Here is a 21001-nt window from a genome sequence, read left to right on the forward strand (position 1 = left end):
GTCAGGTGGCTCTACTCGAACAGGGACAGCAACTGCGGTACGCCGGCAGCCACGTCGGTCAGGTGCAACCGCAGCACCGGACGCCCGCGTTCGGCCAGTACGTTCGCGTCCCCGGCGGCCTGCGCCGAGATCAGCGTGCCGAACGTGAACGGCCGGTCCGGGATCTCCACGTCCACCGGGTGCGCACCGGTGATCTGCAGGTACACGCCCTCCGGGTGCCCACCCTTGTGGTACTGCCCGGTCGAGTGCAGGAACCGCGGGCCCCAGCCGAAGGTCGTCGGGCGACCCGTCGTGGTCGCCAGCGCCGGCCGGACCGCCAGCAGGTCGGCGTCCCGCTCGGAGTCGAGGTACGCCATGACTGCTACGTAGCCCTTGTCGTCGAGCTTGCCGAGCAACGCGTCCACCGCGCCCTTCAGCGAGGCGACACCGTCCAGCAGACCCGCGGAACCACGAACCTCGACAGCCCCCTCGGTGAAGGCGGCCGCCTCCGGCTCCGGCTGCGCGTCGAGCAGCCCGCGGGCCGCCTTCTTCGCGCTCTCCACGTCCGGCTGGTCGAACGGGTTGATGCCGAGCAGGTAACCCGCCACCGCCGTCGCCGTCTCCCAGAGCAACATCTGCCCGCCGAGCGACCCCGACGTCAGCGCCGTCGGCACCCCGCTGGTCGCCTTGTCCGCGAGCAGCGCGTTGGTCAGGTCGGCCGCTTCGCTGCGCAGCTCCGGCGCGGTCACCTCGACCGCGACCGGGAGTACGCCGGTGCCGTTCTTGCCGGTGCTCTCCGCGATCAGCTGCTCGGCCCAGTCCGGGAACCCGACGATGTCGGACCCGTCCGCCGTGATGATCGCCTTGTCCCGGCCCGCGCTCGCCGCGAGAACCGCACCCAGCCACAGCGCCGGGTTGTCGGTCGAGTCGGCCTGCAGCGAAGGTGCGGCCTCGGCCGCCTGGTCGAGCAGCTCGGCGATGTCGGCACCGGCCAGACCGGACGGCACCAGGCCGAACGCGGTCAGCGCGCTGTACCGGCCGCCGATGTTCGGGTCGGCGAGGAACGTCTTGCGGTAGCCCTCGTCCTTCGACAGCTTCTCGAACGGCGACCCCGGATCCGTCACGACAACGATCCGCGAGGCCGCGTCGATGCCGGCGTCGGTGAAGGCCTTGGCGAAGGTACGCCGGTGGCTGTCGGTCTCGACCGTACCGCCGGACTTGCTGGACACCACGATCACGGTCTTCGACAGGTCGCCGTCGAGCGCGCGCTTCACGACACTCGGGTCGGTCGAGTCCAGGACGACGAGCTCGACGCCCGCCGTCCGGGTGATGACCTCGGGAGCCAGCGAGGAACCGCCCATGCCGGACAGCACGATCCGGGTCAGCCCTTCGGACCGCAGGTCCGCGAGCAGCGACTCGACCTCGGCCAGCAACGGCCGGGACGTCTCGTGCAGGTCCACCCAGCCGAGCCGGATGGAGGCCTCGTGCTCGGCCTCGGGGCCCCAGATCGTCGCGTCCTTCGCGGCGATCCGGGAGGCAATCTTCTCTTCGACGAGCTTGCCGACGACGTCGGTCCAGTCGCCGTTCTGGGTGGTTACAGCGGTCACTTGGCAGCACCCTTCAGAGCGGCGGTGACGGTGTCCTGCAGCTCCGACCAGGACGCGTCGAACTTCGCGACACCCTCGTCCTCGAGGATCTGCACGACCTCGTCGTACGAGATGCCCAGCCGCTCCAGGTCGTCGATCACCTTGCGGTCGGCCGCGTAGTCGCCGCGGACGGTGTCACCGGAGAACTCGCTGTGCTCCTCGGCCGCCTTGATCGTTGCCTCCGGCATCGTGTTCACGACGCCCTTGGTGACCAGGTTGTCGACGTACAGGGTGGGGGAGTACGACGGGTCCTTGGTGCCGGTCGACGCCCACAGCGGGCGCTGCGGCTTCGCGCCGGCGGTCTCCAGCTCGCGCCAGCGGTCGGTGTCGAAGATCTCCTCGTACGCCTGGAACGCGAGCCGGGCGTTGGCGATCGCGGCCTTGCCCTTCAGCGCCTTGGCCTCGTCGGTACCGATCGCGTCCAGCCGCTTGTCCACCTCGGTGTCCACCCGGCTGACGAAGAACGAGGCGACGCTGGCCATCTTGGTGACGTCGTGGCCGTTCTCGACGGCCTGCTCGAGGCCGGTCAGGAACGCATCGGCGACGGCCTTGTAGCGCTCCAGCGAGAAGATCAGCGTCACGTTCACGCTGATCCCGGCGGCCAGCGTCTGGGTGATTGCGGGCAGGCCCTCCTTGGTGGCCGGGATCTTGATGAAGACGTTCTCCCGGCCGACGATCTCCCACAGCTGCTTGGCCTGCTCGACCGTCTTCGCGGTGTCGTGCGCGAGCGTCGGCTCGACCTCGATCGACACCCGGCCGTCCTGGCCCTCCGTGTCGTCGTACGTCGGCTTGAACACGTCGGCGCCGTCGCGGACGTCGCTGGTGGTGATCACCCGGATCGCCTCGTCGGTGGACACCCCCTGCGCGGCCAGCTTGCCGATCACCTCGGCGTACGCGTCCGCGTCCGAGATCGCCTTGGCGAAGATCGTCGGGTTCGTGGTCACGCCGGTGACGTGCTTGTCCTCGATCAGCGCCTGCAGGCTGCCGCTGGTCAGCCGCTCGCGGGACAGGTCGTCGAGCCAGATGGAGACACCCGCGTCGGCGAGTGCTTTCAAGCGATCGTTCATGTTCCGATGCCTTCTTCCGGAATGTTCTCGGGTGGGTGTCAGTTGGCGTCGGCCGGTCCGACCGGCCCGGCGGCGGAACGTCCGGGCGGGACACCCGGACCGCTGATCTGTGCGGCGGCGGCGATGCTGTCCTTGGCGGCCTGCACGACCGCGTCGGTCGTGATGCCGAACTCGTCGTACAGGGTCTGGTACGCCGCGGAGGCGCCGTAGTGCTCGAGGCTGACCGACCGGCCGGCGTCGCCGACGATGTCGTGCCAGCTGAGCGCGATCCCGGCCTCGACCGAGACCCGGGCCCGGACGTCCGCGGGGATCACGGTCTCGCGGTAGGCGTCGTCCTGCTCGTCGAACCACTCGCGGGAGACCATCGAGACCACCCGGGCCTTGATGCCTTCCTCAGCGAGCTTGGCGCGCGCCTGGACGGCGAGCTGGACCTCCGAGCCAGTGCCGATCAGAACCACGTCCGGCGTGCCGTCGGTGTCGAGCAGGACGTACCCGCCCTTGCGGACGTTCTCCGTGGTCGCGTAGCCGTCGGCGCCGCGCGGGAAGGTCGGCACGTTCTGCCGGGTCAGGATCAGGCCGGCCGGACGGTCGGTGTGCTCGAGGACGGTCGCCCAGGCGGCGGCCGTCTCGTTCGCGTCACCGGGGCGGACGACGTCCAGGCCCGGGATCGCGCGCAGCGCGGACAGGTGCTCGATCGGCTGGTGCGTCGGGCCGTCCTCGCCGAGGCCGATCGAGTCGTGCGTCCACACGTACGTGACCGGCAGCTTCATCAGCGCGGCCAGCCGCACCGACGGACGCATGTAGTCGGAGAAGACCAGGAAGGTACCGCCGTACGGCCGGGTCAGCCCGTGCAGGGCGATGCCGTTCAGGATCGAGCCCATCGCGTGCTCACGAATACCGAAGTGCAGCACCCGGCCGTACTCGTCGCCCTGGAACTCCTCGGTGGAGTGCTCCTTGGGGATGAACGACGGCTGCCCCTTCGGGGTGGTGTTGTTCGAGCCGGCCAGGTCGGCGGAGCCGCCCCACAGCTCGGGCAACTCGGGCGCCAGCTTCGTCAGCACCTCGCCGGAGGCGGCCCGGGTCGCGATGCCCTTGGCGTCGGCGTCCCAGCTCGGCAGTGCCTGCCGCCAGCCCGCCGGCAGCTCCCGCTTGGAGAGCCGGTCGAACAGCGCGGCACGCTCGGCGTTCGCGCCCTTCCACGCCTCGTACTTGGCGGTCCAGGCGGACTCCAGCGTCTTGCCCCGCTCGAGCGCCTGCCGGGTGTGGGCGAGCACCTCGTCGGCGACCTGGAAGGTCTGCTCCGGGTCCCAGCCGAGGATCTGCTTGGTCGCCGCGACCTCCTCGGCGCCGAGCGCGTTGCCGTGCACCTTGCCGGTGCCCTTCTTGGTGGCTGCCGGCCAGCCGATGATCGTGCGCAGCTTGATGAAGGTGGGCTTGTCGGTGACCGTGTTGCCGGCTTCGATCGCGTCGTAGAGCGCCTGCACGTCTTCGTGGTAGCCGGTTCCGCCGTCGGTCCAGTCGACGGTCCGGACATCCCAGCCGTAGGCCGCGTAGCGGGCGGCGACGTCCTCGGAGAACGCGATGTTGGTGTCGTCCTCGATCGAGATCTTGTTGTCGTCCCAGATGACGGTGAGGTTGCCGAGCTGCTGGTGACCGGCCAGCGACGATGCCTCCGCGGAGACACCCTCCTCCAGGTCGCCGTCGGAGGCGATCACGTACACGTGGTGGTCGAACACACCGTCGCCGGGTGCGGCCTCCGGCTCCAGCAGGCCGCGCTCGCGGCGGGCCGCCATCGCCATCCCGACCGCGTTGCCGACACCCTGGCCGAGCGGGCCGGTGGTGGTCTCGACGCCGGCCGTGTGCCGGTACTCCGGGTGGCCGGGGGTCTTGCTGCCCCAGGTCCGCAGCGACTTCAGGTCGTCCAGCTCGAGGCCGAAGCCGGCCAGGTACAGCTGAATGTACAGGGTCAGGCTGGAGTGGCCCGCGGACAGCACGAAGCGGTCGCGACCGGCCCAGTGCGGGTCGGCCGGGTTGTGCCGCATCACCTTCTGGAACAGCAGGTACGCCGCCGGCGCCAGGCTCATCGCCGTACCGGGGTGCCCGTTGCCGACCTTCTCGACCGCGTCCATCGCGAGCACCCGCACGGTGTCGACCGCGCGCTGGTCGAGCTCGGTCCATTCAAGCTTGGTCTTCTCCGTCACGCCGCCGGCGCTCCTCTCGAGGAAAGTCTTCTGGGTACTCACTCAGGATGAGCCTACTGTGGCGAGGACCGTCCGCTGGGTACCACTCGACTGTTTGTCAACCGTTCAGCGTCCGACCCTGTTCCCCGATCCCGAAGGGGGGTGTGCGAACCCTCCTACGGGGCGTCGTAGACTGCTGAATCGTCAGCGCCGGTCAGCCGGCGTCAACCCAGATTCTGTTCGAGGTGTTCGTGACGGCCGTCGACCCGCGTCCCGCCGCGACGACGTCGTACCCGACGCCGCTGCCGGACGCTCCCGCTGTGTCAGCCGCAACAGCGAGTCCGTCGGTGCGCGACGTGGTGAAGGCGTACGTCGGTCTGACCAAGCCGCGCATCATCGAGCTGCTGCTGGTGACCACGGTGCCGGTGATGTTCCTGGCCGCGGACGGCGTGCCGGGGCTCCGGATCGTGGTGGCGACGCTGATCGGCGGCATCCTTGCCTCCGGCAGCGCGAACACGATCAACTGCGTGTTCGACCGGGACATCGACGAGCAGATGCGCCGGACCCGGCGCCGCCCGCTGCCGCGGCACGCGGTCAGCCCGCGCTCGGCGACGATCTTCGGGGTCGTGCTCGGCGTGCTGGCCACCCTGGAGCTCGGCTTCTTCGTGAACTGGCTGTCCTCCGGCTTGGCGCTGGCGGCGAACCTGTTCTACGTCTTCGGGTACACGATGGTGCTCAAGCGCCGGACCGTGCAGAACATCGTCTGGGGCGGCATCGCCGGCTGCTTCCCGACCCTGATCGGCTGGACCGCGGTCACCGGCAAGCTGGCCTGGACGCCGGTCGTGCTGTTCCTGGTGGTGTTCTTCTGGACCCCGCCGCACACCTGGTCGCTGGCGATGCGGTACCGCGAGGACTACGCGGCGGTCGACGTGCCGATGCTGCCCGTGGTCGCCACCCCGGTCGCCACCGCCCGGCAGATCATGGCGTACTCGGTGATCATGGTCGCCACCTCGATCGCGCTCTGGCCGATCGGCGGCACCGGCTACGTGTACCCGCTGGCCGCGATCGTGCTCGGCTTCGTGTTCCTCCGCGAGGCCCGCCGGCTGTTGCTCCGGGCCCACACCGGCGCGGACGGCGCGGCGCTGCGGCCGATGCGGCTGTTCCACTTCTCCAACATCTACCTCGCACTGCTGTTCATCGCCGCCGCGATCGACCCCTTGCTGCGCTGAGTTTCCGCTGAGTGTTGACCTCGCCGTGATCTTTTGTTGCGATGGTCCGGTCTGTGGAGGGGGATTCCACGCCTGGGGAGACGTGGCTTCAGGGGGAAACACATGGGGGTACGAACACGCATCGCCGCGCTCGCGGCGCTCGCACTGACAGGGTCGCTCCTGCTCGCGGGGCAGGCCGACGCCGGCGGCAACCATTCGGGACTGCGGCCGGTGGCGACCGGGCTGGACGGGCCGCGCGGCGTCTCGACGTACCGGAACCAGGTCATCTACAGCGTCACGGACGGTTCCGTGTACGCGACCGACGGGCACAGGACGTGGAAGCTCGGCACAGTGCCGGGCACCGGCGGGTTCCCGCCGGCGATCGACACCAGTCACCGGGGCGTCACGTACGCACTGACCGGCGCGGGCGGCGAGCCGGGGCAGCCACCGGTGCCGGGCAGCTCGACGCTGTACAAGCTGTGGCGCGGGAAGGCGATCAAGGTCGCCGACATCGCCGCGTACCAGGCGCACGACCCGGATCCGTACGACCTCGAGAACAATCCGACCGACTCGAACCCGTTCGGGGTCGCCGCGCTCGCGGACGGCACCGTCCTGGTGTCCGACGCGGCCGGCAACGACCTGCTGCGGGTCTGGCCGAACGGCCACATCGCGACGGTCGCACGGCTCAAGCCACGCACGGTGACGGTTCCGCCGGGCCTGCCGCCCGAGTTCGGGCTGCCGCCGGCCGGTTCGAAGGTCCCGGCCGAGGCGGTCGCGACGTCGGTCACGGTCGGGTCGGACGGGTACTGGTACGTCGGTGAGCTCCGCGGCGTGCCGGCGACACCGGGGACGTCGGAAATCTGGCGGATCGGGCCGGGCTCGGTGGGCGCGGTGTGCGACCCGGAGAACCCGTCCAAGGGGAGCTGCAAGCGGTACGCCGACGGCTACACGTCGATCGTGGACCTGGCCGGCGGGCCGCACGGGAAGCTCGCCGTGGTCGAGCTGGCGAAGGCGAGCTGGCTGCAGTTCGAGCTCAGCGGCCAGCCCCAGGTCGGCGCGCTGTTCGTGCAGACCCGGGGGCATCGGACCGAGCTGGCGAAGGACAAGCTGATCCTGCCCGCCGGGGCGGCGTTCAGCCGGCGAGGTGACCTGTATGTGTCCGGCCCGGTCTTCGGCCCGGGCGCGGTCTACCAGGTGCGGTAGCTATTCGGCTTCCGGTATGAGGATGGTGGCGAGAGCGACCCGGCGGCGGGTGCCGGGTCGCTCCTCCCGGTACGGCGCGAGTACGTCGTTGAGCTGGTTCTGCAGCGCGGGCAGATCGCCGTCCGCGACGTACAGCTGGCCCATCCCGAAGCCGAGGTAGTCACGCAGCTCCTGGTCCTCCGCGGCCAGGAACTTGTCGAACGTCTCGCCGACCAGGCCGAGGAAGGTCAGGAAGCTCGTGCGCAGCTGGGCCGCGTCCATCGCCCGGATCTCGTCCAGGTCGGCGATCGCGAGCCGTTCGCCGAGCGCCAGCGTCCGCTCGGTGGTACCGCGGACCTTGCGTTCGGCGACCACCGCGAGGATGCCGGCGTCGATCAGCGCCGCGACGTGCCGGTAGAGCGTCGCCTGGGTGATCTCGGGCAGGGCCGCGCGGAGCTGGGTGGTGGTGAGCTCGCGGCCGCCGAGCTGCTGGATGATCCGCAGCCGGGCCGGATGCATGACCACGTCGGCGATCGGTGAGTCCTTCGGCACAGTGTCTCCTGATCATTATCAGTCTGATAATGTTATCGCTCTCAGGTTGATAATAGTCGGAGAGGGGACAGTCATGGTGCCGATTCGGGTGTCCGGGCTGAGCAAGAGTTTCGGGGCGGTGCAGGCCGTGCGGGACGTGACGTTCACCGCGGCCGCCGGCCGGGTCACGGGATTCGTCGGGCCGAACGGGGCCGGGAAGTCGACCACACTGCGGATGCTGCTGGGCCTGATCCGGCCGGACGCGGGCAGCGCGTTGTTCGGCGGCACGCCGTACCGGGAGCTGCCCGACCCCACCGGAGCGGTCGGCGCCGTACTCGATCTCGCGGCCGCGCATCCGGCGACGAGTGCCAGGGCGCATCTGCGGACCGTGTGCGACCTGAGTGGTCACGACCGCGCGCGGGTCGAGGCGGTGATCGAGGCGGTGGAGCTGACCGGGTACGCCGATCGCAAGGTGCGCGGGTTCTCCACCGGGATGCGGCAGCGGCTCGCGCTGGCGACAGCGTTGCTGGGAGATCCGGGCGTACTGGTGCTGGACGAGCCGTCGAACGGCCTGGATCCCGCGGGCATCGTCTGGCTGCGGACGTTCCTGCGGTCGCTCGCCGACGAAGGGCGGACCGTACTGATCTCCAGCCATGTGCTGACCGAGTTGCAGTACAGCGTCGACGACCTGGTGCTGATCGACCAGGGGCGGATCGCGTGGTCGGGCGGCCTGGCCGACTTCACCAGCCACGGAACGACGCTCGAGCAGGCCTTCCTCACGCTGACCACGAAGGAGCTGACGGCATGACCACCCTGATCCGCGGCGAAATCACCCGGTTGTTCTCGACCCGCCTGCCGCTCTGGGCGCTGATCGCCGCGGTGGCCTCGGGCGGCGGACTGACCGGCATCCTCGCGCTGACCGGTCCGGAGAACGCGACCCCGCCGATGCCCGCGATCGACACCCCGGCCGGCGCCGGTCTGACGGTGGGGCTGACCGGCCTGCTGCTGTTCGTCCCGGCGCTCTTCGGCACGATCGCGGTCACCAGCGAGTACCGGCACCGCACGATCGGTACGACGTTCCTCGCGGCACCGCGGCGCGGCCGGGTGCTGTCCGCGAAGCTGATCGTCTACGGCGTCGGCGGCCTCTGCTACGGCCTGATCGCGTCCGTGACGTCCGGTCTCGCCCTGCTCGGCGCGGCCCTCGTCCGCGGCGTCACGCTGACGGTCGACCCGGCGGACCTGCTGCTCCTGCTGACGAAACTCGCCGTGGTCGCGGCCGTCTACGTCGTGATCGGCGTCGCCGTCGGCGCACTGGCCCGCCACCAACTCGTTGCCGTCGGCATCGTCCTGGGGTATTTCTACTTCCTCGAGTACGTGCTGATGATCCTGCCCGGCGTGAACCGGCTGTACCCGTATCTGCCCGGCGGCGCGACGTCCTCGCTGACCAGCTTCACGTTCCTCACCGACACGATCGCCGACCAGACCTCCAGCCACCTCGGCGCACCATTGCCCCCGGCGTACGCCGCCTTGGTCCTGATCGGGTACGCCGCCGTCGGCGCGATCGTCGCCGCCGTCGTACCGCTGCGGCGCGACCTCGTCTAGGTCGCCGGCGTACCGCGCTCGCCGTACACGGCGGTGACGAGCGCGATCAGCAGGCCGGCCAGGAACATGTGGACGAGTACGACGCCCCACGGCAGGCCGGTGAAGTACTGCGTGAAGCCGACCGCGCCCTGCAGCAGCTCGATCGCCAGCAGCCAGGCCGCGAGCTTGCGCAACGTCCGCGAGGTCGCGGTCACCCGGGTCGCGATCACCAGCGCGATCGTGATGCCGAGCAGGCCGAACACGACGTCCGCGTGCAGCTGGCTGACCAGCTCCGGGTCGAACCCGTTCCGGCCGGTCTCCGGATCACCCGAGTGCGGGCCGGCCCCGGTGACAATGGTGCCCAGGGCAACGGTCAGCCAGACCGCCACCACCGCGGCGGTCGCGAGCGCGCGGACGACCGGGGGAGTGTGCGGGTACGGGCTGGTGCGGGATCGGCGCATCATCGAGACCGTGAGCGTGATGATCACCGGCGAGACCAGGAAGTGCGCCGACACGATCCACGGGTTCAGGCCGGTGAGCACGCTGATGCCGCCGATCACGCCCTGCAGCGGGACCCCGAGCGCGGCCGCGGTCGCGAGCCGGCGCAGGTCGCGGCGGATCGGGCGGTAGCGCATCACGACCAGCCAGGTGATGATCGCGACGATCGCGACCACGAACCCGAGCATCCGGTTCGTGAACTCGATCGCACCGTGGTAGCCGAGTGCCGCGTGCGGTACGTACGAGTCGTCGGTGCAGGACGGCCAGGTAGGGCAGCCGAGACCGGACCCGGTCAGCCGGACCAGTCCGCCGGTCACCACGATGCCGATGTTGACCGCCACCGAGGCCCAGCCCCAGCGCCGGACGACGTCCAGGCTCGGCTCGGGGATCAGGCGCCAGAACTTGCTGACCGGCTCGCTCTCCTGGGGCGGGGTATCCGTGCTCATCACCGGCACACTCTAAAGCTCAGTCCCATTTGAACGTCCGGGAGACCAGGTATCCCAGCACCGCGGCCCACAGCGCGAGCGACAGCGCCGCGGTCCACGGCACCACGCCGTGGACGGTCGAGTTCGAGATTCCGCTCGCCAGCGCGGCGCTCGGCAGCAGCCGTACGACGGCCTGCATGCCGTGCGGGTACTCGTCGACAGGGGTCATGATCGCGCCGCCTACGAGCAGGAGCAGGTACAGCAGGTTGGCGGCGGCCAGGGTGGCCTCGGCCCGCAGTACGCCGGCCATCAGGAGGCCGAGGGAGGCGAAGGCGGCTGTTCCGCACAGGACGGTGAGGAGGACGCCTACGACGGCGACGAATCCTCCGACAGGTTTCCACCCGAGTGCGAACCCGGCACCGATCAGGACGATCAGCTGGATCGCCTGGACGAGGAGGACCGCGCCGATCTTGCCGGCGAGGAGGCCCGTACGGGACAGGGGTGAGGCGCCGAGGCGTTTGATGACGCCGTACCGGCGTTCGAAGCCGGTGGCGATGGCCAGCGAGGTGAAGGACGAGGACAAGACCGCCAGCGCCAGGACGCGGGGGACCGCTTCGTCGATCGGGCGGCCGCTGCCGAGGGGCAGGCGGTCGCCGAGGCCGGTCGCGCCGAGCAGCAGCAGGACGCCGAGCGGGATGACCAGGGCCAGCAGCAACTGCTCGCCGTTCCGGACCAGGAGCTTGAACTCCATCCGGGTGTGCGAGAGCACTTTCTGTGCCCAGGGCGCGCTGCCGGGCTGCGGTGCGTACGTCGTCATTTCTCGTGCCTAGGAGAGGTGAGCTCGAGGAACACGTCCTCGAGCGACTTGGTGTGGTGTTCGGTGAGCGAGTCGGGCGTACCGGAGGCGATCACCTTGCCGGCCGACACGACGTGCACCTGGTCGGACAGCTGCTCGGCCTCGTCCATCGCGTGCGTCGTCAGTACGACGGTGACGCCGTCGTCGCGGAGGTCCCGGATCAGCTGCCAGATCTCGCGCCGCCCGTGCGGGTCGAGCCCGGTGGTCGGCTCGTCCAGGAACGCCAGCTCCGGCCGCCCGACGATCGCCAGTGCGAACGACAGCCGCTGCTTCTGCCCACCGGACAGCCTCCGGTACGGCGTACGCCCGCAGCTGCCGAGGTCCAGCCGCTCCACGAGCGCGGGGACGTCGAGCGGATGCGTGTGCAGCGTCGCGACGTACCGGAGCATCTCGACGGCGCGGACGCCGGACCAGGCGCCGCCCTCCTGGAGCATCACGCCGATCTTCGGCATCAGCTCGTCGTGGTCGGCGAGCGGGTCCAGGCCGAGCACCCGGACACTGCCCGAGTCGGGGCGCCGGAAGCCCTCGCACGTCTCCACGGTCGTGGTCTTGCCGGCACCGTTCGGGCCGAGCACGGCTGTCACCGTGCCGGCGGTTACGGTGAGACTGAGACCGTCGACCGCGGTCTTCTCGCCGTACCGCACGACGAGCTTGTCGATCTCCACCGCGACTGGCACAAACGGCAGCATAGAGAACGGGGCGGAGTGACCTCGCTCACGCCTCCCTCTGAGTCCCGCCTGAGTCCGGGAACCGGTTAGGTGAGCCTTATTTGAAGGCCCCGGGGAATTACGCGACACTGATGTTGTGAAAACTCCTGCGAGCACTCCCGCGCCGGGCTCCGGCGCCAGTGTCGCGCGGGACGAGTCCACCCGGGACCGGGTCGCCCGCTCGATCCTGACCAACGGCCCGTCCAGCGCCGCGGTCCTGGCGGAGCGGCTCGAGCTGACCCCGGCGGCGGTTCGCCGGCACCTGGACCACCTGCTCGACGAGGGCCTGGTGGAGTCCCGCGAGGAGCGCGTCTACGGCCCCCGCGGCCGCGGCCGCCCCGCGAAGGTGTTCGTGCTGACCGACACCGGCCGGCACGCCTTCCACACGGCGTACGACGACCTGGCGGCGACCGCGATGCGGTTCATCGCCGAGGCCGGCGGTGACGACGCGGTGACGGAGTTCGCCCGCCGCCGGGTCGCCGAGGTGGAAGAGCGCTACCGGGACCTGCTCGCGCAGGCTCCGGAGGGCAAGAAGACGGAGGTGCTCGCCCAGGCTCTGACGGCCGACGGGTACGCCGCCTCCACGGCGCAGGCGGCGCACGGCGCGCAGCTCTGCCAGCACCACTGCCCGGTCGCGCACGTGGCCGAGCAGTTCCCCCAGCTGTGCGAGGCCGAGACCGAGGTGTTCTCGAGACTCCTCGGCAAGCACGTACAGCGACTGGCCACCATCGCCCACGGTGATGGTGTGTGTACGACGCATATCCCGGGTGCGACCCCCGTTACCCCTGTAACCGACGGCGAATCTGCGAGGACTGCACGATGACGCAAACCGCTCACCCCGAACTGGAAGGCCTCGGCAACTACCAGTACGGCTGGTCCGACTCCGACGCCGCCGGCGCGGTCGCTCAGCGCGGCCTGAGTGAGGACGTGGTGAGAGGCATCTCCGCCCTCAAGAGCGAGCCGGAATGGATGCTCGAGCTGCGGCTGAAGGGCCTGAAGCTCTTCGGCCGCAAGCCGATGCCGTCCTGGGGCGCCGACCTGTCCGGGATCGACTTCGACAACATCAAGTACTTCGTCCGGTCCACCGAGAAGCAGGCCACCTCGTGGGAGGAACTGCCGCCGGACATCAAGAACACCTACGACAAGCTCGGCATCCCGGAGGCGGAGAAGCAGCGCCTGGTCGCCGGCGTCGCCGCGCAGTACGAGTCCGAGGTCGTCTACCACCAGATCCGTGAGGACCTGGAGGCGCAGGGCGTCATCTTCCTGGACACCGACACCGGCCTGAAGGAGCACCCGGAGCTCTTCAAGGAGTACTTCGGCTCGGTCATCCCGGTCGGCGACAACAAGTTCGCCTCGCTGAACACGGCGGTCTGGTCCGGCGGCTCGTTCATCTACGTCCCCAAGGGCGTCAAGGTGGACATCCCGCTGCAGGCCTACTTCCGGATCAACACCGAGAACATGGGCCAGTTCGAGCGGACCCTGATCATCGTCGACGAGGACGCCTACGTGCACTACGTCGAGGGCTGCACGGCGCCGATCTACAAGTCGGACTCGCTGCACTCCGCGGTCGTCGAGATCATCGTGAAGAAGGGCGCCCGCTGCCGCTACACGACGATCCAGAACTGGTCCAACAACGTCTACAACCTGGTCACCAAGCGCGCCACCTGCGAAGAGGGCGCGACGATGGAGTGGATCGACGGCAACATCGGTTCCAAGGTGACGATGAAGTACCCGGCCGTGTACCTGATGGGCGAGCACGCCAAGGGCGAGACCCTGTCGGTCGCGTTCGCGGGTGAGGGCCAGCACCAGGACGCCGGTTCGAAGATGGTGCACAACGCGCCGTACACCTCCAGCTCGATCGTGTCGAAGTCGGTGGCCCGCGGCGGCGGCCGGACGTCGTACCGCGGTCTGGTCGAGGTGGCGCCGGGCTCGCACCACAGCAAGTCCACGGTGCGCTGTGACGCGCTGCTGGTCGACACCATCAGCCGTTCGGACACCTACCCGTACGTCGACGTCCGCGAGGACGACGTGGCGATGGGGCACGAGGCGACCGTGTCCAAGGTCAGCGACGACCAGCTCTTCTACCTGATGAGCCGGGGCATGGCCGAGGACGAGGCGATGGCGATGATCGTCCGCGGCTTCATCGAGCCGATCGCCCGCGAGCTCCCGATGGAGTACGCGCTGGAACTGAACCGTTTGATCGAGCTGCAGATGGAAGGGGCCGTCGGCTGATGTCGTCGTCTGACACCCTTGTTGCGACCGGCAACAAGGCGCACTCCCACGGGCCGGGTTCGCCCGTTCCGCTCCAGGCGCGCAGTGAGCGGCCGACGTCGTACGACGTGGCCGACTTCGCCGTGCCGAATGGACGCGAGGAGGAGTGGCGCTTCACGCCGGTCAAGCAGCTGAAGGCCCTGTTCGAGGACGCGGCCGGCACCGAGACACCGAAGATCGACGCCTCCGGGCCGGACGGCGTGGTCTTCGAGACCGTCGCCGCGGACTCGCTCAAGGTAGGAACGCCGCAGGACCGCTCCGCGGCCGTCGCCTGGCAGCACGCCGGCGACGCGTTCGCGGTCCGGATCCCGGTCGAGGCCGAGCTGGCCCAGCCGGTGCACGTGAACGTCGCGAGCCTCGGCGCCCGCGGCTTCAGCCACCTGATCGTGGACGCCGGCCGGCACAGCAGGTCGATCGTGATCATCGACCACACCGGCGCCGGTGAGCTGAGCAGCAACGTCGAGATCGTCGTCGGCGACGGCGCCGACCTGCGGGTCGTCTCGATCCAGCAGGCCGACCACGAGTCGATCCACCTCGGCCAGCACGACGCGCTGGTCGGCCGGGACGCCCGGCTGCACCACGTCGCGGTCACCCTCGGCGGCAAGGTCGTCCGGATCGGCACCAACGTCCGGTACGCCGGACCGGGCGGCGACGCGGAACTCGTCGGGGTGTACTTCGCCGAAGGTGGTCAGCACCACGAGCACCGGCTGTTCGTCGACCACGAGGCCACGCACTGCAAGAGCAACGTGGTCTACAAGGGCGCGCTGGCCGGCGACAACGCCCGCTCGGTGTGGATCGGCGACGTGCTGATCCGGGCCGCGGCCGAGGGCACCGACACCTTCGAGCTGAACCGGAACCTGGTCCTCACCGACGGCGCCCGCGCCGACTCGGTGCCGAACCTGGAGATCGAGACCGGCGAGATCGAGGGTGCCGGGCACGCGTCCGCGACCGGCCGGTTCGACGACGAGCAGCTGTTCTACCTGCAGGCCCGCGGCATCCCCGAGGACGCCGCCCGCCGGCTGGTCGTGTCCGGCTTCTTCAACGACATCATCGGCAAGATCGGCGTACCCGAGGTGTCCGACCACCTGCACGAGGTGATCGAGGAGAAGCTCGCCCGCGCGGCCGAGCTGAGCGACGCCGCCAAGGCGGTCGTCGGCCAATGAGAGCGGCCATGAGAGCGGCACTGAGAGCGGCACTGAGAGCGGCACTGAGAGCGGCACTGTGAGCGACACGTTCGAGCGCGCCTGCGCCGCCGCCGACGTCCCCGACGAGGGAGTGATCCCGGTCGAGGTCGGCGGTGTCGAGGTCGCGGTCGTGAAGAGCGAGGGACAGTACTTCGCGGTCCGGGACGAGTGCTCGCACGCGCAGATCCAGCTGTCCGAGGGCGACGTCGGCGAGTGCGAGATCGAGTGCTGGCTGCACGGGTCCCGCTTCGACCTGCGGACCGGCGAGCCGACCAGCTTGCCGGCGTACGACCCGGTGCCGATCTACCCGGTGCGCCTCGACGGCGACGACGTACTCGTCGACGTGAAGAACCCCATCAATCAGGCTTCCCTGTAAAACCGACGGAGGTAGAAGAAACCATGGCGACACTCGAGATCCGCGACCTGCACGTGTCGGTCGACACCGAGAGCGGCCCGAAGCAGATCCTGCGCGGCGTCGACCTGACCATCGCCGGTGGCCAGACGCACGCGATCATGGGCCCGAACGGCTCCGGCAAGTCGACGTTGGCGTACTCGATCGCCGGGCACCCGAAGTACAACGTCACCAGCGGCACCGTGACGCTGGACGGCGAGGACGTACTCGACATGAAGGTCGACGAGCGCGCCCGGGCCGGCCTGTTCCTGGCGATGCAGTACCCGGTCGAGGTTCCCGGCGTGTCGGTGGCGAACTTCCTGCGCACCGCGAAGACCGCGATCGACGGCGAGGCGCCGAAGCTGCGCACCTGGGTCAAGGACGTCAACAAGGCGCTCGCCGACCTGGACATGGACGCCGACTTCGGTACCCGGAACGTCAACGAGGGCTTCTCCGGCGGTGAGAAGAAGCGGCACGAGATTGTCCAGCTGGAGCTGCTGAACCCGAAGGTCGCGATCCTTGACGAGACCGACTCCGGCCTCGACATCGACGCGCTGAAGATCGTCTCCGAGGGCGTCAACCGGTTCGCCTCCCAGGGCGACAAGGGTGTCCTGCTGATCACGCACTACACGCGGATCCTGCGCTACATCAAGCCGGACTTCGTGCACGTCTTCGTCGACGGCCGCGTCGCCGAGGAGGGCGGCCCGGAGCTCGCCGAGGAGCTTGAGGCCAACGGGTACGAGCGGTTCCTGAAGGCCGGCGCCAAGTGACCGACGCCCGGACGTTCAGCAGTCCCCTGGACCTGCAGTCGGTCCGGGCGGACTTTCCCATCCTGTCCCGCGAGCTCGCGGGCGGGTTCCCGCTGGTGTACCTGGACTCGGCGAACTCCTCGCAGAAGCCGCGCCAGGTCGTCCAGGCTCTTGAGGACCACTACCTCAAGCACAACGCCAACGTCGCCCGCGCCATGCACCAGCTCGGTGCCGAGGCCACCGCGGCGTACGAGAGCGGTCGCGACAAGGTTGCCGCGTTCATCGGTGCCCCGTCGCGGGACGAGATCGTGTTCACCAAGAACGCGTCCGAGGCGCTCAACCTCGCCGCGCACACACTCGGCGCGTCGCTGAAGCCGGGCGATGTCGTGGTGGTCTCCGAGATGGAGCACCACAGCAACATCGTCCCGTGGCAGCTGGCGTGTGAGCGGACCGGTGCGACGCTGAAGTGGTTCGGCGTGACCGAGGACGGCCGGCTCGACCTGTCGAACATCGACGAGCTGCTCACCCCGGACACCAAGGTCGTCGCGCTGACCTGGGTCTCGAACGCGCTCGGCACGATCAACCCGATCAGCGACATCGCCGCCAAGGCGCACGCGGTCGGCGCGACCGTTGTCGTCGACGCTTCGCAGGCCGTTCCGCAGTTCCCGGTCGACGTCTCGACGCTGGGTGCCGACCTGCTGGCCTTCACCGGTCACAAGGTCGTCGGCCCGACCGGGATCGGCGTGCTCTGGGGCCGGTACGACCTGCTCGCGTCGCTGCCGCCGTTCCTCGGTGGCGGCGAGATGATCGAGGTCGTCCGGATGACCGGTTCGACGTACGCCGCTCCGCCGGCCAGGTTCGAGGCGGGGACGCCGCCGATCGCGCAGGCGGTCGGGCTCGGTGCGGCCGTCGACTACCTGTCCGGGATCGGGATGGACAAGATCGCCGCGCACGAGCACGCGATCGTGGAGTACGCGCTGGAGGGGCTGAAGACCGTTCCCGGCCTGAAGCTGCTCGGCCCGACGGACGCCAAGGATCACGGCGGCGCGATCAGCTTCGCGCTGGACGGCGTCCACCCGCACGACGTGTCGACCGTACTGGACACCCGGGGCATCGCGGTCCGGGCCGGGCACCACTGCGCGCGGCCGGTGCACGAGCGGTTCGGAATGCAATCGTCGACCAGAGCGTCTTTCTATCTGTACACGACCCCCGAGGAGATCGAGGCGCTCGTGGACGGACTGGGATTCGTGCGCAAGTACTTCAAGGTGGATTGACATGCAGCTCGACAGCCTCTACCAGGAGATCATCCTGGACCACTACCGCAGCCCGCACCACGCGGGGCTGTCGGACCCGTACGACGTGGAGGTGCACCACGTGAACCCGTCCTGCGGGGACGAGGTCACGCTCCGGGTCGAGCTCGACGGCGACACGGTGAAGTCCGTGACGCACGACAGCGTCGGCTGCTCGATCAGCCAGGCGGCGACCTCGGTGATGTCGGACCTGGTGATCGGCAAACCGGTCGCCGAGGGTATGGCGACGTACGAGAAGTTCCTCGAACTGATGCAGGGCCGGGGGAATGTCGAACCCGACGAAGAGGTTCTGGAGGACGGTGTGGCGTTCGCTGGCGTCGCGCAGTTCCCGGCCCGGGTGAAGTGTGCACTGCTGGGCTGGTCCGCGTGGCGCGACGCCACCGCCCAGGCCCTCGCAGCCGACCAAGGAGTGAGCAATGGCTGACCAGACCGACGAGAAGATCGAGCTGCCCGAGGTCGACCTCGCGGCCGGCTCCTCCCCGGCGAAGGTCGAGGACGTCACCGAGGCCCTGAAGGACGTCGTCGACCCCGAACTCGGCATCAACGTCGTCGACCTCGGCCTGATCTACGGCATCACCGTCGACGACACCAGTACGGCGATCATCGACATGACCCTGACGTCGGCGGCCTGCCCGCTGACCGACGTGATCGAGGACCAGACCCGAATGGCCCTCGACGGCCTCGTCAACGATTTCCGCATCAACTGGGTCTGGATGCCACCGTGGGGCCCCGAAAAGATCACCGACGACGGCCGCGACCAACTCCGCGCCCTCGGCTTCAACGTGTGATCCCCAGCAATCTGCTAGCATTGACAGCAGATTGCTGGAGTCGCAAGGGGGCAGCGGATGGCTACACTCACGCTTCGTAATGTGCCTGAGGAGACCAGGCGTGCACTGAAACGACGTGCGGCTCAGCACAACCGGTCGATGGAGGCGGAGGCCCGGGCGATCCTGGACGCGGCCGTGGTTCCGCGGAACTTCATCGAGGACTGGCTGGACACCGCGGAAGAGCTTCGGGGCGACGAACTGGAACTCCCCGAGCGGTCCGTGCCCCGTGAGCTCGATCTGTCGTGATCGTTGCTGACACGAACGTCTTGTCCGAGCCGCTCAGGAAGGAACCGGACAAGGCGGTGCTCAGGTGGCTGGCCGACAACGGGTCGGATCTCGCCATCACGTCGGTGACGGTTCACGAACTGCTGTACGGCGTCCTTCGTCTCCCCGAGGGACGCCGCAGGACGGCGCTGGGGGCGGCTGTCGATCGGTTGATCGCCGCCGCGCAGGACCGCTTGCTGAGTTACGACGAAAGCGCAGCCAGGGCTCACGCGCAGCTTCGCCGCACGCGGTCGACGGCCGGGAAGCCGACCTCGCTGGAGGATGGGATGATCGCCGCCATCGCGCTCTCACACGGAGCGCCGGTCGCGACCCGGAACGTCGCGCACTTCACGGGATTCGGCGTCGAAGTCGTGGATCCATGGAACGAATGACCCGGGTCGTCCACGTCGCGCCGGAGCGGTTGGACGGGTGGTTGACGGGGTTCGGTGAGCGGCATGGTGAGGTTCGGTATGACGTGACGGCCGCGGTGGTCACGTTGGTGGCTGAGGACGGTGAGAGGGCCGTTGTCACGGTGCCTTTCGAGCCTCTTGCGGAGTTGTCGCGCGAGGGGCTTGTCGCGCATGTGCTGCGGGCGCGGCGGCTCGGCGTACTGCTGGTTCGTCGGGGCGGGTACGGCGCCGGGGTGTTTGCTGGCGGCAACCTTGTCGACTCGAAGGTCGGGTCGCGGCACGTGCAGGGTACGACGAAGGCCGGTGGCTGGTCGCAGCAGCGGTACGCGCGCCGCCGGGACAACCAGGCGCGTGAGGCGTTCGCCGCCGCGACCGAGGTGGCGGTGCGGATCCTCGCCCCGGCGAAGCTCGACGTACTCGTCTGCGGGGGAGACCGGCGGGCCGTCGACACCGTGCTCGAGGACCCGCGGCTGCGTGAGCTCGTACCGCTGGTGCGGGCGCCGTTCCTCGGCGTACCGGACCCGAAACAGAAGGTCCTGGAACAGGCCGGGGCGGACGCCCGCGCGATCCGGATCGAGCTGACTCAGGGCGTTTCTTCGTAGAACCCGATGAAGTCCTCGTTCACGCCGCGCCAGTACTCGAGCTCCTCCTCCATCTTGGCGCGGGTGACCACGTCCGGGTTCGCGTCCTTGACGCCGGCGCCGAACGTCGACCAGATCTCCCCGTCCGGGACCACGTCCTCGCCGTCGGGCAGGAACGCCATCGCCTGCAGCGTGGCGTCGACGGCGAGCTCGAAGCCGAGCGAGATCGACCGGCGCCGTTCCTGGTCCTGGAAGTCGCCCTTCGGGTGCTCGTCACCGGCGTACTCCATCATGTCCGCGATCGCCCGTTCGCCGTACAGGTGGGCGACGTGGATCCACTCCGCGGCGTCGATCAGCCGGGACCGGCCGAGCCCGAACGGCGCGCCGACCTGGACCGTCGTCTTCTCGGACACGTACGGGATCGCGATGTCGCCGATCGGGGAGTGCCAGGTCCAGCCGTCCGGACCCTCCGTCATGTTCTCGCCCACCTTCGGCGCCGGCGTCGGCGACACCAGGCCCTCCGGACGGGGTGTGGTCTCCGCGAGCCGGAGGTTCACGTAGGTCTCGGCCTCCCAGAGGCTCCGTGCCATCAGCATCGACTATCTCGCTCCCAGTTGTTCGGCCAGCTCCGCGTACCTGTCCCGGGTCAGCAGCAGCCGCTGCAACCGGAACCGGCCGGGGTCGGTCTCCCGGTTGGCCCGGCCCTCCACCGTCCAGAACTCCTCGTCCGGTACGGCGTCCAGGCCCTCCGGGACGAACTTGATCACCTCGGCGACCGCGGCGCGCGCGATCGCCAGCGCGCGGCCGGCCTCGGTCCGGTCCGTGGGCACCGCCGCGACCAGCCGCTCCGCGACCTCGAGCCACTGCCCGGCGTCGATGACATCGGACGGCTCCGGCCCGCCGAACGTCGGCCAGCCCCGCACCGGCGTCTCCCGGTCCGGTACGCCGAACAGGTACTCCCGTTCGGCGCCGCAGCCCGGGCAGACCGCGCTGTAGCTGATCGACAGCTCACCGTCGACGTCGACCAGCGCCTGCTGCCAGGGTGCCTCGTCGGTCCCGCAGTCCGGGCACGAATGCAACTCCAGGTACAGGTGCGCCTCGTCCCGGGTACGTACCACCGAGAATCCCATGAAGCCCCTCTCGCTCCCGAAGTC

24 protein-coding genes are annotated in these 21001 nt (G+C 69.4%); 15 read left to right on the top strand and 9 right to left on the bottom strand.

Translation table 11 applies throughout. The features are described 5' to 3' along the window. Positions 1-11: 11 nt before the first annotated feature. Genes ACFV9C_RS35240 through tkt form a run of 3 tightly spaced genes read right to left on the bottom strand, consistent with a single transcriptional unit; the run spans position 12 to position 4893 of the window. Positions 12-1586, bottom strand: coding sequence for a glucose-6-phosphate isomerase (locus tag ACFV9C_RS35240; RefSeq protein ID WP_380200526.1), 1575 nt, complete (start codon positions 1584-1586; stop codon positions 12-14). Beyond that, on the bottom strand, positions 1583-2692 hold the full coding sequence (gene tal, locus ACFV9C_RS35245) for a transaldolase (protein WP_380200528.1): 1110 nt from the start codon (positions 2690-2692) through the stop codon (positions 1583-1585). Before tal ends, ACFV9C_RS35240 begins: the two co-directional genes overlap by 4 nt. Positions 2693-2730: 38 nt before the next feature. Further along, entirely contained in the window at positions 2731-4893 is a 2163-nt protein-coding gene (gene tkt / locus ACFV9C_RS35250) for a transketolase (protein WP_380200530.1), read from the bottom strand. Between the two features lie 230 nt (positions 4894-5123). Between tkt and ACFV9C_RS35255 the strand changes: the two genes are divergently transcribed. Beyond that, the gene (locus tag ACFV9C_RS35255) at positions 5124-6101 is read left to right on the top strand and encodes a heme o synthase (RefSeq protein ID WP_380200868.1); all 978 of its coding nucleotides are present in this window, start codon (positions 5124-5126) and stop codon (positions 6099-6101) included. A 102-nt stretch (positions 6102-6203) separates the two neighbouring features. Continuing rightward, positions 6204-7283: a ScyD/ScyE family protein gene (locus ACFV9C_RS35260; protein ID WP_380200532.1), complete on the top strand. Its 1080-nt coding sequence runs from the start codon at positions 6204-6206 to the stop codon at positions 7281-7283. On the opposite strand, the gene ACFV9C_RS35265 is transcribed toward ACFV9C_RS35260, so the two are convergent. Next, complete coding sequence (locus tag ACFV9C_RS35265; protein ID WP_380200534.1) at positions 7284-7814, bottom strand: helix-turn-helix domain-containing protein; 531 nt, start codon at positions 7812-7814, stop codon at positions 7284-7286. A 73-nt stretch (positions 7815-7887) separates the two neighbouring features. On the opposite strand from ACFV9C_RS35265, the gene ACFV9C_RS35270 reads away from it, so the two are divergent. Next, on the top strand, positions 7888-8601 hold the full coding sequence (locus ACFV9C_RS35270) for an ABC transporter ATP-binding protein (protein ID WP_380200536.1): 714 nt from the start codon (positions 7888-7890) through the stop codon (positions 8599-8601). Continuing rightward, positions 8598-9395, top strand: coding sequence for an ABC transporter permease subunit (locus tag ACFV9C_RS35275; protein ID WP_380200538.1), 798 nt, complete (start codon positions 8598-8600; stop codon positions 9393-9395). The genes ACFV9C_RS35270 and ACFV9C_RS35275 overlap by 4 nt, the downstream gene beginning before the upstream one ends. Here ACFV9C_RS35275 and ACFV9C_RS35280 read toward each other — a convergent pair. From ACFV9C_RS35280 to ACFV9C_RS35290, 3 genes are read right to left on the bottom strand one after another with little or no spacing between them, the layout of a single operon-like run. Continuing rightward, the gene (locus ACFV9C_RS35280; protein ID WP_380200870.1) at positions 9392-10318 is read right to left on the bottom strand and encodes a heme A synthase; all 927 of its coding nucleotides are present in this window, start codon (positions 10316-10318) and stop codon (positions 9392-9394) included. The genes ACFV9C_RS35275 and ACFV9C_RS35280 overlap by 4 nt on opposite strands. Before the next feature lie 19 nt (positions 10319-10337). Then, positions 10338-11114 (bottom strand): ABC transporter permease, encoded by a 777-nt coding sequence (locus tag ACFV9C_RS35285; RefSeq protein WP_380200540.1) that lies wholly within the window; start codon positions 11112-11114, stop codon positions 10338-10340. Continuing rightward, entirely contained in the window at positions 11111-11830 is a 720-nt protein-coding gene (locus ACFV9C_RS35290) for an ABC transporter ATP-binding protein (protein ID WP_380200542.1), read from the bottom strand. The genes ACFV9C_RS35285 and ACFV9C_RS35290 overlap by 4 nt, the downstream gene beginning before the upstream one ends. Positions 11831-11957: 127 nt before the next feature. Here ACFV9C_RS35290 and ACFV9C_RS35295 point away from each other — a divergent pair, with 127 nt between their 5' ends. From ACFV9C_RS35295 to ACFV9C_RS35345, 11 genes are read left to right on the top strand one after another with little or no spacing between them, the layout of a single operon-like run. Beyond that, complete coding sequence (locus ACFV9C_RS35295; protein WP_380200544.1) at positions 11958-12683, top strand: helix-turn-helix transcriptional regulator; 726 nt, start codon at positions 11958-11960, stop codon at positions 12681-12683. Then, entirely contained in the window at positions 12680-14092 is a 1413-nt protein-coding gene (gene sufB, locus ACFV9C_RS35300) for a Fe-S cluster assembly protein SufB (RefSeq protein WP_380200546.1), read from the top strand. The genes ACFV9C_RS35295 and sufB overlap by 4 nt, the downstream gene beginning before the upstream one ends. Continuing rightward, entirely contained in the window at positions 14092-15294 is a 1203-nt protein-coding gene (gene sufD / locus ACFV9C_RS35305; protein ID WP_380200548.1) for a Fe-S cluster assembly protein SufD, read from the top strand. The genes sufB and sufD overlap by 1 nt, the downstream gene beginning before the upstream one ends. A 58-nt stretch (positions 15295-15352) precedes the next feature. Further along, positions 15353-15691, top strand: a complete 339-nt coding sequence (locus ACFV9C_RS35310) for a non-heme iron oxygenase ferredoxin subunit (protein WP_325041444.1) — start codon at positions 15353-15355, stop codon at positions 15689-15691. Positions 15692-15714: 23 nt separating this feature from the next. Beyond that, positions 15715-16476: a Fe-S cluster assembly ATPase SufC gene (gene sufC / locus ACFV9C_RS35315; RefSeq protein ID WP_380200551.1), complete on the top strand. Its 762-nt coding sequence runs from the start codon at positions 15715-15717 to the stop codon at positions 16474-16476. Further along, positions 16473-17729 (top strand): cysteine desulfurase, encoded by a 1257-nt coding sequence (locus ACFV9C_RS35320; protein WP_380200553.1) that lies wholly within the window; start codon positions 16473-16475, stop codon positions 17727-17729. Before sufC ends, ACFV9C_RS35320 begins: the two co-directional genes overlap by 4 nt. Before the next feature lies 1 nt (position 17730). Then, positions 17731-18189, top strand: a complete 459-nt coding sequence (gene sufU / locus ACFV9C_RS35325) for a Fe-S cluster assembly sulfur transfer protein SufU (protein ID WP_380200555.1) — start codon at positions 17731-17733, stop codon at positions 18187-18189. Beyond that, the gene (locus tag ACFV9C_RS35330) at positions 18182-18553 is read left to right on the top strand and encodes a metal-sulfur cluster assembly factor (protein WP_380200557.1); all 372 of its coding nucleotides are present in this window, start codon (positions 18182-18184) and stop codon (positions 18551-18553) included. Before sufU ends, ACFV9C_RS35330 begins: the two co-directional genes overlap by 8 nt. Before the next feature lie 57 nt (positions 18554-18610). Next, on the top strand, positions 18611-18838 hold the full coding sequence (locus ACFV9C_RS35335) for a plasmid stabilization protein (protein ID WP_380200559.1): 228 nt from the start codon (positions 18611-18613) through the stop codon (positions 18836-18838). Then, entirely contained in the window at positions 18835-19248 is a 414-nt protein-coding gene (locus ACFV9C_RS35340; RefSeq protein WP_380200561.1) for a type II toxin-antitoxin system VapC family toxin, read from the top strand. The genes ACFV9C_RS35335 and ACFV9C_RS35340 overlap by 4 nt, the downstream gene beginning before the upstream one ends. Continuing rightward, complete coding sequence (locus ACFV9C_RS35345; RefSeq protein ID WP_380200563.1) at positions 19236-19868, top strand: acVLRF1 family peptidyl-tRNA hydrolase; 633 nt, start codon at positions 19236-19238, stop codon at positions 19866-19868. Before ACFV9C_RS35340 ends, ACFV9C_RS35345 begins: the two co-directional genes overlap by 13 nt. Here ACFV9C_RS35345 and ACFV9C_RS35350 read toward each other — a convergent pair. Both ACFV9C_RS35350 and ACFV9C_RS35355 read right to left on the bottom strand, forming a co-directional pair. Next, on the bottom strand, positions 19850-20437 hold the full coding sequence (locus tag ACFV9C_RS35350; RefSeq protein WP_380200565.1) for a hypothetical protein: 588 nt from the start codon (positions 20435-20437) through the stop codon (positions 19850-19852). The two genes, ACFV9C_RS35345 and ACFV9C_RS35350, sit on opposite strands and share 19 nt — an antisense overlap. Positions 20438-20446: 9 nt before the next feature. After that, entirely contained in the window at positions 20447-20977 is a 531-nt protein-coding gene (locus ACFV9C_RS35355; protein ID WP_380200567.1) for a hypothetical protein, read from the bottom strand. Positions 20978-21001: the final 24 nt, after the last annotated feature.

It is taken from the genome of Kribbella sp. NPDC059898 (assembly GCF_042730855.1).
In the GTDB taxonomy this organism is placed as follows: Bacteria; Actinomycetota; Actinomycetes; order Propionibacteriales; family Kribbellaceae; genus Kribbella.

What these genes read in the sequence shown, in the direction of transcription:
- sufB (WP_380200546.1), top strand. Translation starts at nt 12,680, where the DNA reads ATGACGCAAACCGCTCACCCCGAACTGGAAGGCCTCGGCAACTACCAG.
- ACFV9C_RS35330 (WP_380200557.1), top strand. Translation starts at nt 18,182, where the DNA reads ATGGCTGACCAGACCGACGAGAAGATCGAGCTGCCCGAGGTCGACCTC.
- sufC (WP_380200551.1), top strand. Translation starts at nt 15,715, where the DNA reads ATGGCGACACTCGAGATCCGCGACCTGCACGTGTCGGTCGACACCGAG.
- ACFV9C_RS35280 (WP_380200870.1), bottom strand. Translation starts at nt 10,318, where the DNA reads ATGAGCACGGATACCCCGCCCCAGGAGAGCGAGCCGGTCAGCAAGTTC.
- ACFV9C_RS35335 (WP_380200559.1), top strand. Translation starts at nt 18,611, where the DNA reads ATGGCTACACTCACGCTTCGTAATGTGCCTGAGGAGACCAGGCGTGCA.
- ACFV9C_RS35345 (WP_380200563.1), top strand. Translation starts at nt 19,236, where the DNA reads ATGGAACGAATGACCCGGGTCGTCCACGTCGCGCCGGAGCGGTTGGAC.
- ACFV9C_RS35285 (WP_380200540.1), bottom strand. Translation starts at nt 11,114, where the DNA reads ATGACGACGTACGCACCGCAGCCCGGCAGCGCGCCCTGGGCACAGAAA.
- tal (WP_380200528.1), bottom strand. Translation starts at nt 2,692, where the DNA reads ATGAACGATCGCTTGAAAGCACTCGCCGACGCGGGTGTCTCCATCTGG.
- sufU (WP_380200555.1), top strand. Translation starts at nt 17,731, where the DNA reads ATGCAGCTCGACAGCCTCTACCAGGAGATCATCCTGGACCACTACCGC.
- sufD (WP_380200548.1), top strand. Translation starts at nt 14,092, where the DNA reads ATGTCGTCGTCTGACACCCTTGTTGCGACCGGCAACAAGGCGCACTCC.
- ACFV9C_RS35270 (WP_380200536.1), top strand. Translation starts at nt 7,888, where the DNA reads ATGGTGCCGATTCGGGTGTCCGGGCTGAGCAAGAGTTTCGGGGCGGTG.
- ACFV9C_RS35350 (WP_380200565.1), bottom strand. Translation starts at nt 20,437, where the DNA reads ATGGCACGGAGCCTCTGGGAGGCCGAGACCTACGTGAACCTCCGGCTC.
- ACFV9C_RS35260 (WP_380200532.1), top strand. Translation starts at nt 6,204, where the DNA reads ATGGGGGTACGAACACGCATCGCCGCGCTCGCGGCGCTCGCACTGACA.
- ACFV9C_RS35355 (WP_380200567.1), bottom strand. Translation starts at nt 20,977, where the DNA reads ATGGGATTCTCGGTGGTACGTACCCGGGACGAGGCGCACCTGTACCTG.
- ACFV9C_RS35275 (WP_380200538.1), top strand. Translation starts at nt 8,598, where the DNA reads ATGACCACCCTGATCCGCGGCGAAATCACCCGGTTGTTCTCGACCCGC.